The 11,557-nt window shown below is 37.3% G+C and carries 8 protein-coding genes; all 8 read left to right on the top strand.

The genetic code is table 11. The features are described from left to right. The first annotated feature begins 59 nt into the window (after positions 1–59). The 8 genes from HT730_RS04730 (at position 60) to galT (ending at position 11,546) form a co-directional block, all read left to right on the top strand. Positions 60–1,805 (top strand): ABC transporter ATP-binding protein, encoded by a 1,746-nt coding sequence (locus HT730_RS04730; RefSeq protein WP_173306957.1) that lies wholly within the window; start codon positions 60–62, stop codon positions 1,803–1,805. Then, entirely contained in the window at positions 1,795–3,537 is a 1,743-nt protein-coding gene (locus HT730_RS04725; RefSeq protein WP_173306956.1) for an ABC transporter ATP-binding protein, read from the top strand. Before HT730_RS04730 ends, HT730_RS04725 begins: the two co-directional genes overlap by 11 nt. 130 nt (positions 3,538–3,667) lie before the next feature. Beyond that, on the top strand, positions 3,668–4,360 hold the full coding sequence (locus HT730_RS04720) for a sugar transferase (RefSeq protein ID WP_061087659.1): 693 nt from the start codon (positions 3,668–3,670) through the stop codon (positions 4,358–4,360). A gap of 42 nt (positions 4,361–4,402) precedes the next feature. Then, positions 4,403–5,629: a DegT/DnrJ/EryC1/StrS aminotransferase family protein gene (locus HT730_RS04715; RefSeq protein WP_173233235.1), complete on the top strand. Its 1,227-nt coding sequence runs from the start codon at positions 4,403–4,405 to the stop codon at positions 5,627–5,629. A gap of 921 nt (positions 5,630–6,550) precedes the next feature. After that, on the top strand, positions 6,551–8,629 hold the full coding sequence (locus tag HT730_RS04710) for a glycosyl hydrolase family 28-related protein (RefSeq protein WP_173306955.1): 2,079 nt from the start codon (positions 6,551–6,553) through the stop codon (positions 8,627–8,629). Then, positions 8,613–9,359 (top strand): protein phosphatase 2C domain-containing protein, encoded by a 747-nt coding sequence (locus HT730_RS04705; RefSeq protein ID WP_084675176.1) that lies wholly within the window; start codon positions 8,613–8,615, stop codon positions 9,357–9,359. Before HT730_RS04710 ends, HT730_RS04705 begins: the two co-directional genes overlap by 17 nt. Positions 9,360–9,416: 57 nt before the next feature. Then, on the top strand, positions 9,417–10,058 hold the full coding sequence (locus tag HT730_RS04700) for a phosphate uptake regulator PhoU (RefSeq protein WP_173306954.1): 642 nt from the start codon (positions 9,417–9,419) through the stop codon (positions 10,056–10,058). A 12-nt stretch (positions 10,059–10,070) separates the two neighbouring features. Continuing rightward, positions 10,071–11,546 carry a UDP-glucose--hexose-1-phosphate uridylyltransferase gene (galT, locus tag HT730_RS04695; RefSeq protein WP_054422763.1) on the top strand — a complete coding sequence of 492 codons (1,476 nt, stop codon included), beginning with the start codon at positions 10,071–10,073 and terminating at the stop codon, positions 11,544–11,546. Positions 11,547–11,557: the final 11 nt, after the last annotated feature.

Raw genomic sequence — 11,557 nt, 5'->3', positions numbered from 1 at the left:
TCTTTGATTTTCATTGAGTCTTGGCCTCAGGTTTCTATTTGCAATCAGAAAGGGATGTTATGTCCATTATTCAAAAACTTTGGTGGTTTTTCAAGTTAGAAAAACGCCGTTATTTAGTCGGGATTGTGGCTCTGGTCTTGGTTTCCGTCCTCAACCTCATTCCCCCAATGGTCATGGGACGGGTCATTGATGCCATCACATCGGGACAATTAACCCAGCAGGATCTTCTCCTTGACCTATTTTACCTGCTACTTGCAGCTTTTGGGATGTACTATCTACGCTATGTTTGGCGGATGTATATCCTCGGGACTTCCTACCGTCTGGGACAGATTATGCGCTCTCGTTTGTTTGAGCATTTCACTAAAATGTCTCCAGCCTTTTATCAGACCTATCGGACGGGGGATCTGATGGCACACGCTACCAATGATATCAATGCCTTAACTCGTCTGGCAGGTGGCGGAGTCATGTCTGCCGTGGATGCCTCTATCACGGCTCTAGTGACCTTGCTGACCATGCTCTTTAGCATTTCATGGCAGATGACTCTGGTTGCCATTCTTCCCTTGCCTTTCATGGCTTATGCGACCAGTCGTCTAGGGAGAAAGACCCATAAGGCCTTTGGCGAATCGCAGGCTGCCTTTTCTGAACTCAATAACAAGGTGCAGGAGTCCGTATCAGGTATTAAAGTGACCAAGTCTTTCGGGTACCAGGCGGACGAGTTGAAGTCTTTCCAGGCAGTCAATGAATTGACCTTCCAAAAGAACCTCCAAACCATGAAATACGATAGTCTCTTTGACCCTATGGTTCTCTTGTTTGTTGGTTCGTCCTATGTTTTAACCCTTTTGGTCGGTTCTTTGATGGTTCAGGAGGGGCAGATTACGGTTGGAAATCTGGTCACCTTTATCAGCTACTTGGATATGTTGGTCTGGCCTCTTATGGCTATTGGTTTCCTCTTTAATATTACTCAGCGAGGGAAGGTGTCTTATCAGCGGATTGAAAATCTTTTGTCTCAGGCATCGCCTGTACAAGACCCCGAGTTTCCTTTAGATGGTATTGAAAATGGACGCTTAGAGTACGATGTTGACAGCTTTGCCTTTGAAAATGAGGAAACACTGACAAATGTTCACTTTAGTTTGGGAAAAGGGCAAACCCTGGGCTTAGTCGGGCAGACAGGCTCTGGAAAAACGTCCTTGATCAAGCTCCTCTTGCGTGAATATGATGTGGATAAGGGTGCTATTTATCTAAATGGTCACGATATTCGTGACTATCGTTTGACAGATCTCCGTAGTCTTATGGGCTATGTTCCTCAGGACCAGTTTCTCTTTGCGACTTCTATCTTAGACAATATCCGCTTTGGGAATCCTGATTTACCACTTTCAGCGGTCGAGGAAGCGACTAAGCTAGCTCAAGTTTACCAAGATATTGTAGCCATGCCTCAGAGATTTGATACATTGATTGGTGAAAAGGGAGTCAGTCTTTCTGGAGGTCAAAAGCAGCGTCTGGCCATGAGTAGGGCTATGATTTTAGACCCTGATATCTTGATTTTGGATGATTCTTTGTCAGCTGTGGATGCCAAGACAGAGTATGCCATCATCGACAACCTCAAGGAAACGCGAAAGGACAAGACAACCATTATTACGGCTCATCGCCTGAGTGCGGTTGTTCATGCAGATCTAATCTTGGTTCTGCAAAATGGCCAAATCATCGAACGAGGCAGTCACGAAGACTTGCTAGCTTTGGATGGCTGGTATGCCCAAACCTACCAGTCTCAGCAGCTGGAAATGAAAGGAGAAGAAGATGCAGAATAAGAAAGAACAATGGGCTGTATTGAAGCGCTTGATGTCCTATCTCAAGCCCTATAGACTCCTTACCTTTTTGGCACTCAGTTTTCTCCTAGCGACGACGGTCATCAAAAGTGTCATTCCCCTTGTGGCTTCCCACTTTATTGATCAGTATCTCAGCAATCTCAACCAACTCGCTGTGACCGTTTTGCTGGCCTACTATGGCCTTTATATCCTACAAACTCTGGTCCAGTATGTCGGCAATCTTCTCTTTGCGCGGGTGTCTTACAGTATTGTTAGGGATATTCGTCGGGATGCCTTTGACAATATGGAGAAATTGGGCATGTCTTATTTTGACAAGACGCCAGCAGGATCTATCGTCTCTCGTTTGACAAATGACACTGAGACCATCAGCGATATGTTTTCAGGGATTTTATCTAGCTTCATCTCAGCAGTTTTCATCTTTCTGACAACCCTTTATACCATGTTGGTGTTGGATTTTCGTTTGACGACTTTAGTCTTGCTCTTTCTCCCCTTGATTTTCCTTTTGGTCAATCTCTATCGGAAAAAATCAGTGAAAATCATTGAGAAAACCAGAAGTCTCTTGTCAGATATCAATAGCAAGCTGGCAGAAAACATCGAGGGAATCAGGATTATCCAGGCCTTTAATCAAGAGAAGCGCCTGCAGGCGGAATTTGATGAGATCAACCGAGAACACTTGGTCTATGCCAACCGTTCTGTAGCCTTGGATGCCCTCTTTTTGAGACCTGCCATGAGTTTGCTGAAACTTCTAGGCTATGCTGTCTTGATGGCCTACTTTGGCTATCGTGGACTTTATTTGGGAATAACAGCTGGAACCATGTATGCCTTTATCCAGTACATCAACCGCCTTTTTGACCCCTTGATTGAGGTGACGCAAAACTTTTCAACCCTGCAAACGTCTATGGTGTCTGCAGGACGTGTCTTTGCCTTAATCGATGAGAGGACCTATGAGCCACTTCAAGAAGATGGGAAGGCTAAAGTCAAAGAAGGAAATATCCGTTTTGAACATGTGTGCTTCTCATATGATGGCAAACATCCGATTCTGGATGACATTTCCTTCTCCGTTAATAAGGGTGAGACCATTGCTTTTGTGGGGCATACAGGTTCAGGGAAATCTTCTATCATCAATATCCTCATGCGCTTTTATGAATTTCAGTCAGGGCGAGTTCTCTTGGATGATGTGGATATTAGGGACTACAGTCAAGAAGAACTGAGAAAAAATATCGGGCTGGTCTTGCAGGAACCCTTCCTCTATCATGGGACCATTAAGTCCAATATCGCCATGTACCAAGACATTAGTGATGAGCAGGTCCAGGCTGCTGCAGCCTTCGTGGATGCAGATTCCTTTATTCAAGAACTTCCTCAGGGATATGACGCCCCTGTTTCCGAGCGTGGGTCGAGCTTCTCTACTGGTCAGCGTCAGCTTCTGGCCTTTGCTAGAACAGTAGCCAGTCAGCCTAAAATTCTGATTTTGGATGAAGCGACAGCCAATATTGACTCTGAAACAGAAAGTCTGGTTCAAGCTTCTCTGGCTAAGATGAGACAGGGACGAACAACCATTGCCATCGCCCACCGTCTTTCGACCATCCAAGACGCCAACTGTATCTACGTATTGGACAAGGGGCGCATTATCGAGAGTGGCACTCATGAGGAACTCTTGGCTCTGGGAGGAACCTATCACAAGATGTATAGTTTGCAAGCGGGAGCCATGTCCTAATAATCTTTGATTTTCATTGAATATAAGAAGGAAATTCTTCAAATTACAGATTTCTTTCACCGCCTTTTCCATTTTGTGGTATAATGAAAAATGTTGACAAATAGTATAATAAAAACAAAGGAGAAACAGCATGCTGAAATGGGAAGACTTGCCCGTGGAAATGAAATCAAGCGAGGTTGAGTCTTACTACCAGCTTGTCTCTAAAAGGAAGGGTTCGCTGATTTTCAAGCGTTGTTTGGACTGGGTTTTGGCCTTGGTCTTGCTGGTTCTGACCTCTCCCATCTTTCTCATCTTGAGCATTTGGATCAAATTGGATAGCAAGGGGCCAGTGATTTACAAGCAAGAGCGCGTGACCCAGTATAACCGTCGGTTCAAGATTTGGAAGTTCCGTACCATGGTAACGGATGCAGACAAAAAAGGAAGTCTGGTGACTTCTGCTAACGATAGCCGCATTACCAAAGTGGGAAATTTCATCCGCCGTGTCCGTTTGGACGAACTACCTCAGTTGGTAAATGTCCTTAAAGGTGAGATGTCCTTTGTCGGTACACGACCTGAAGTTCCGCGCTACACAGAGCAGTATAGCCCTGAAATGATGGCGACCTTGCTCTTACCAGCAGGAATTACCTCTCCAGCCAGCATCAACTACAAGGATGAGGACACTATCATCAGTCAAATGACCGAAAAAGGCCTATCAGTTGACCAAGCCTATGTCGAACACGTCCTTCCTGAAAAGATGCGCTATAACCTCGCCTATCTCCGAGAGTTTAGTTTCCTTGGAGACATCAAAATCATGTTTCAAACCGTGTTTGAAGTGCTAAAATAAAGTAGTCATGAGAAAATGAGTACAGATAAAAGGAGCAAATCAATGCCAAATTACAATATTCCATTTTCACCACCCGATATTACGGAAGCTGAAATTGCTGAAGTAGCGGATACCCTGCGTTCTGGTTGGATTACAACAGGTCCTAAAACAAAAGAACTGGAGCGTCGCTTGTCTCAATATACACAGACGCCTAAGACTGTCTGCCTCAACTCTGCGACTGCCGCTCTTGAGTTGATTTTGCGTGTTTTGGAAGTGGGGCCTGGTGATGAAGTCATCGTTCCAGCTATGACTTACACAGCTTCATGTAGTGTCATCACGCACGTGGGAGCAACCCCTGTCATGGTGGATATCCAAGCAGATACTTTTGAGATGGACTATGACCTGCTTGAGCAAGCTATCACTGAAAAAACCAAGGTGATTATCCCAGTAGAGCTTGCAGGGATTGTTTGCGATTATGACCGTTTGTTCCAAGTCGTGGAGAAAAAACGTGACCTCTTTACTGCTTCAAGCAAGTGGCAAAAAGCCTTTAACCGTATTGTCATTGTTTCTGATAGTGCCCATGCTTTGGGATCAACTTATAAAGGACAACCAGCTGGTTCTATCGCTGACTTTACATCCTTCTCATTCCATGCCGTTAAGAATTTTACAACTGCTGAGGGAGGAAGTGCGACTTGGAAGGCCAATCCAGCGATTGACGACGAAGAGATGTACAAGGAATTCCAAATTCTTTCCCTTCATGGGCAAACTAAGGATGCTCTTGCCAAGATGCAACTGGGCTCATGGGAATATGATATCGTCACACCAGCCTACAAGTGCAATATGACTGATATCATGGCTTCCCTTGGTTTGGTACAATTGGACCGTTACCCTGGTTTACTAGAACGTCGTAAGGAGATAGTGGACCGCTATGATCGTGGTTTTTCAGGTTCTCGTATCCATCCATTGGCACATAAGACTGATACTGTCGAATCTTCACGCCACCTCTACATCACCCATGTAGAAGGAGCGAGCTTAGAAGAACGCAATCTTATCATCCAAGAATTAGCCAAAGCAGGAATTGCAAGTAATGTCCACTACAAACCGCTTCCGCTCTTGACAGCCTATAAGAATCTTGGCTTTGATATGGCCAACTATCCTAAGGCTTATGCTTTCTTTGAAAATGAAATTACGCTTCCGCTTCACACTAAATTAAGCGATGAAGAAGTGGACTATATCATTGAGACTTTCAAAACAGTTTCTGAAAAAGTACTAGCTTCATCAAAAAAATGACAAACTACAGTCAAGTAATAGTGATTCTGTTTCTAAAAAGTCTAATTGAGTGTAAAACTGTTGTTTTCAATTGAAAGTCCTATAGTAAAATGAAATAAAAACAGGACAAATCAATCAGGATAGTCAAATTAATTTCTAGCAATATTTTAGAAGCAAAGGTGTACTCTTATAGTTTCAATATACTGTATGGTTTGAAATGAGATGTGAGCAATTTGGTGTAGCATTTAGAATTTTTATTAGGCATCATTTAGAAAATGTAGTGTCTTGTTCTAGTTTTCAATTCACCCTATTTTTTGAAAGACGCGAGTTTCCACGAATGAGGTTGTGGAAACTCGCGTCTTTCTTTTTTGTTTTCAGAATATTGTTCAAAGTTTTGAGACTATTTTTCATGTTCTAGTCATTCTTTTGAAATAATCTATAAAACACGTGTCTGCAATGATTTATATGTCCTATTCCAGTATTTTAGAAGAACTGCGTTTATTTTTATAGAGCTTGAATCTAGCTTTTATAGAAAATCTATTTAAGAAATATATTGTATTGTTTTGATTTCAATCCGCTATATGAACGATATTCATGTAAATATACCTGGCGAATGCTTGCATGACAAGATATTTGTTCTTGTATTTATAAATTAGTATTTTACGAGATGTCAACATGCTTTAAATACAGTGAATAGGATATTTTTATGTTCAAGCTAAGAAAGATAGTAATCACTTTTGAATGGAAGGTTAAAGAATTATTAGAAGTATGGTTAGATATATAAATGGTCACGCTTTCACAATTTTGATATTTTATTGTGTTATTCCTTGACAATTTTGATTTAAAAATATATTATAAAGAAAATGACAGCGGTGTCATTTTCTGGCATGGAATTTATATGAATATTAAATTAGGACATAATGTTTTTAATTGGAGGCTAATATGAAATCTTTTCAACAAAATGAGGTTTTCTCTATTCGTAAGTCTAAGGTGGGAGTTTGCTCAGTTCTCTTAGCGGTTTTATTTATTGGAACACAAAGTGTTTTAGCTAATGAAGTAGTTGGTGAAACTTCTTCGTCTAAAGATAATATGCAAATGAACTCTTTGTTGAGTAGCACATCTACATCATTATCTGCGGAACCCCATTCTGATACTCTCAGTCTTGATAACAATTCAAGTTTAAGTACTGATAATAATGGAGGAGTGAGTATTAATCAAAATAAACCTGATATAACAAATGATACTATGATGGGTAACATCTCTGGGATGGAAGTGAATACTATTTTAAGTACTAATCTGAACGAAGACGTAGCTTTGAATGTTAAAGATTATGGAGCAATAGGTGACGGAGTTAATGATGATCGACAAGCAATTCAAGATGCAATAGATGCTGCAGCTCAAGGGCTAGGTGGAGGAAATGTATATTTTCCGGAAGGAACTTATTTAGTAAAAGAAATTGTTTTTTTAAAAAGTCATACACACTTAGAATTGAATGAGAAAGCTACCATTCTAAATGGTATAAATATTAAGAATCACCCTTCTATTGTTTTTATGACAGGTTTATTTACGGATGATGGTGCGCAAGTAGAATGGGGCCCAACAGAAGATATTAGTTATTCTGGTGGTACTATTGATATGAACGGTGCTTTGAATGAAGAAGGAACTAAAGCAAAAAATCTACCACTTATAAATTCTTCAGGTGCATTTGCTATTGGGAATTCAAATAACGTAACTATAAAAAATGTAACATTCAAGGATAGTTATCAAGGGCATGCTATTCAAATTGCAGGTTCGAAAAATGTATTAGTTGATAATTCTCGTTTTCTTGGGCAAGCCTTACCCAAAACGATGAAGGATGGGCAAATCATAAGTAAGGAGAGCATTCAGATTGAACCATTAACTAGAAAAGGTTTTCCTTATGCCTTGAATGATGATGGGAAAAAATCTGAAAATGTGACTATTCAAAATTCCTATTTTGGCAAAAGTGATAAATCTGGGGAATTAGTAACAGCAATTGGCACACACTATCAAACATTGTCGACACAGAACCCCTCTAATATTAAAATTTTAAATAATCATTTTGATAACATGATGTATGCAGGTGTACGTTTTACAGGATTCACTGATGTATTAATCAAAGGAAATCGCTTTGATAAGAAAGTTAAAGGAGAGAGTGTACATTATCGAGAAAGCGGAGCAGCTTTAGTAAATGCTTATAGCTATAAAAACACTAAAGACCTATTAGATTTAAATAAACAGGTGGTTATCGCCGAAAATATATTTAATATTGCCGATCCTAAAACAAAAGCGATACGAGTTGCAAAAGATAGTGCAGAATATTTAGGAAAAGTATCAGATATTACTGTAACAAAAAATGTAATTAATAATAATTCTAAGGAAACAGAACAACCAAATATTGAATTATTACGAGTTAGTGATAATTTAGTAGTCTCAGAGAATAGTATATTCGGTGGTAAAGAAGGAATTGTTATTGAGGATTCAAAGGGTAAAATAACCGTTTTAAATAACCAATTTTATAATTTATCCGGTAAGTATATATCATTCATCAAATCTAATGCAAATGAGAAAGAAGCTGTTATACGTGATAGCGATGGTAATTTCAATATTGTAACGGAGAATGGGCTTTACAAAATTGTAACAAATAATTTAAGTGATAAAAACGAAAAAGAAAAAAACAAAGAGGAAAAACAATCTAATTCAAATAATGTAATTGATAGTAACCAGAAGAACGGAGAGTTTAACTCAAGTAAAGATAATAGACAAATGAATGACAAGATCGACAATAAACAAGATAATAAGACAGAAGAAGTAAACTATAAAATAGTTGGAGATGGCAGAGAAACTGAAAATCATATTAATAAATCTAAAGAAATAGTAGATGTAAAACAAAAATTACCAAAGACTGGTTCGAACAAGATTATGGAACTATTCTTAACAGTGACAGGAATTGGTTTACTTTTGACACTAAAAGGGTTGAAGTATTATGGTAAAGATAAATAAAATTTGTTCGATACAAGGAAGTTCTGTAGAAAATGAGGATACTGTAGGTTCACAAAATCAGTATTTTTGGATTATCGATGGAGCTACAGATTTATATAATTCTAAAGAGGAGATAGGTTATTCAGTCTCAGAAGTTGTACATATTTTATCAGAAAGTTTGTCGGTTAATTGTAAAGAATCAAAAACTCTTAAACAAATATTTGAAACTGCTTTACTCGAGGTTAAAGATGAAATCGGTTTAAACTCATATGAATTAACAGAGTATTATCGCTTACCAACATTTGCTTTTATATTTGCTAAACTTTCAGAAAAAAAGTTGGAGTATATGATGCTAGGTGACTGCGTCATGTTAGTAAACGAAATGGAAATAACTGATCATAGAGTAGATAACTTATTTGAAAAAGGAAAAAATGAGATAAAAGATTCAATTGGTACAAATAGTGCTTTAAATAAAAAAATTATTTTACAAAAAATCAGAAAATTATCTAATCAACCGAGTGGGTACTGGATAGGTTCGTTGGATGAGAGATTTTTAGACCATGCTATTATTAATCAAATAGATGTTACTAGTGAACAAATTGTTTTAATGAGCGATGGCTTTTATGAATTCTATCAAAATAATCAAAATAAGACTTTTGAAGAGTTAATTAAGATGAGATTTAATTCTTCTGCTATTGATCCAATCTATGGAAAGAAGGATGATGCAAGTATTCTAGTTATTGATGTTTGATATATTGTTTAAAATATTAATTGTTACTATTGAACTTTGTTAAGAAGAGGTATCTAAATGTTAAGGTTATATTTAGAAAATGAAATTATAGAATTATCAAATAATTTAGAGACCATTTGGGTATCTGTGCTTGATAAATACGAGAAGTTATTTGAATATTTATCAAATGAAGAACGAATAGAATTGATTAAAGAAGATTTAATCATAAATGAGTCAGTTCTAAATGTTGATAAAAAAGGATATGAGTTAATTTGTTTACAACATCCTGTTTCATATGACTTAAGAAGAATTATTAGTGTAATAAAAATATCAACTGACATTGAACGTATTGGGGATAGAATTGTTGAAATTTTAAAAAATCTACAGATTATTCAAAATAATGAAATTTTGAAGAAAATTATTTCAGAAATAAAAATACTTCATGAAGTTATCGGACTGCATATGAATAGGGCTATATCTTGTTATAGAGAGGAACAATCTGGATGTTTAGATATGGTTGTTATACAAAAACAGAATGAGATAGAAGAGCTTAGTATAAATATTGAAAAGAAAATCATGAATTACATATTTGAAGATGATGGGAATGTTTCTGAAGTAATTGGTGCTTTAGATATTATTCGTCACCTTGATAAAATTGCTCATACTACGCAATCAATTTATAAATGGATAATGTATAGAAAATATGGGAACATAAATTAGAAAGAAAAATATATGAAAACAATTATTGATAATTTTGTTGATAGAGTAATTGAATACGGAATGTATAATGAAATTGACAAAATATATGTGAAAAATAGAGTACTAGCGTTAATAGGTGAGGAGGGAACTGATCGCATTTCCGATGAAAATGACCTGAAACAAATAAAAGATTACTTAGTGGAAATCGCCTTAAAAAACGGTAAAATTAAAGATTTAATCGAGGAAAAGGAATGTTTAGGAGCAGAGTTAATGAATTTCATAGTTCCTTTACCTAGTCGATTAAATGATATTTTTTGGAGTTCATATGATATATCACCTCAAGAAGCAGTTGAAGAGTTTTATAAGTTAAGTAAAGATAGTGATTATATTAAAACTTCTGCTATTGCTAAGAATATTGAGTTTCGAGCATCAACTAAATACGGAGAGCTAGAGATTACGATAAATTTGTCAAAACCCGAAAAAGATCCAAAAACAATTGCTGCTGAAAAATTAGTAAAAGCAACTAATTATCCTAAATGTTTACTATGTATGGAAAATGAAGGATATCAAGGTCGAATAAATTATCCAGCACGTTCGAATCATAGAATTATTCGGTTGAAACTTGGTGACGAAGTATGGGGATTCCAGTATTCTCCCTACTCATATTTTAATGAGCATGCGATATTTTTGAATAGTCAACATGTACCAATGGCTATTACCTCTAAAACATTTGAACAATTATTGGAGATTGTTGATATTTTGCCAGGATATTTTGCTGGTTCAAATTCTGATCTTCCTATCTCAGGAGGCTCCATTCTTAGTCATAACCACTACCAGGGAGGGAAATATATTTTCCCAATGGAAAAAGCAAAATTTGAGAGTGAATTTCGTTTTAAAGACTTTGAGGATGTTAATGCTGGTATTGTAAAATGGCCAATGTCAGTAATTAGGTTACAAAGTGAAAATAAAAATCGCTTGTTAGATTTAGCTACTAAAATTCTAAACAAGTGGAGAGAATATTCAGATTTAGAAGTAGACATCATTGCAATGACTGCAGATGTCCCACACCATACGGTGACTCCTATTGCTCGTAAAGTGGACGGAAGATATGAATTAGATATTGTTCTAAGAGATAATCATACTACTGAACAATACCCAGATGGTGTTTTCCATCCTCATCAAGATGTACAACATATTAAAAAGGAAAATATTGGGTTAATCGAAGTGATGGGACTTGCGATTTTACCACCTCGTTTGAAAACAGAGTTAGAAGAAGTTGAGAAATATCTTTTAGGAAAAGATAACGCAATTGCTGATTATCATTTAGAATGGGCCGTTCAATTGAAAGAAAAATATCCTGGACTTAAAGAGGAAGAGGTTCATAGCGTAGTTCAACATGAAGTAGGGCAAGTATTTGCGAGAGTTCTCGAAGATGCAGGTGTTTATAAGAATACTCAAACCGGACAAGAAGCATTTATGAGATTTGTTAAATCGGTTGGAATTAATTAGGAGGAAGTAAA

This window comes from Streptococcus sp. k-628 (assembly GCF_013277475.1).
Lineage (GTDB): Bacteria > Bacillota > Bacilli > Lactobacillales > Streptococcaceae > Streptococcus.
This window is presented reverse-complemented; position numbering and strand designations above follow the sequence as displayed.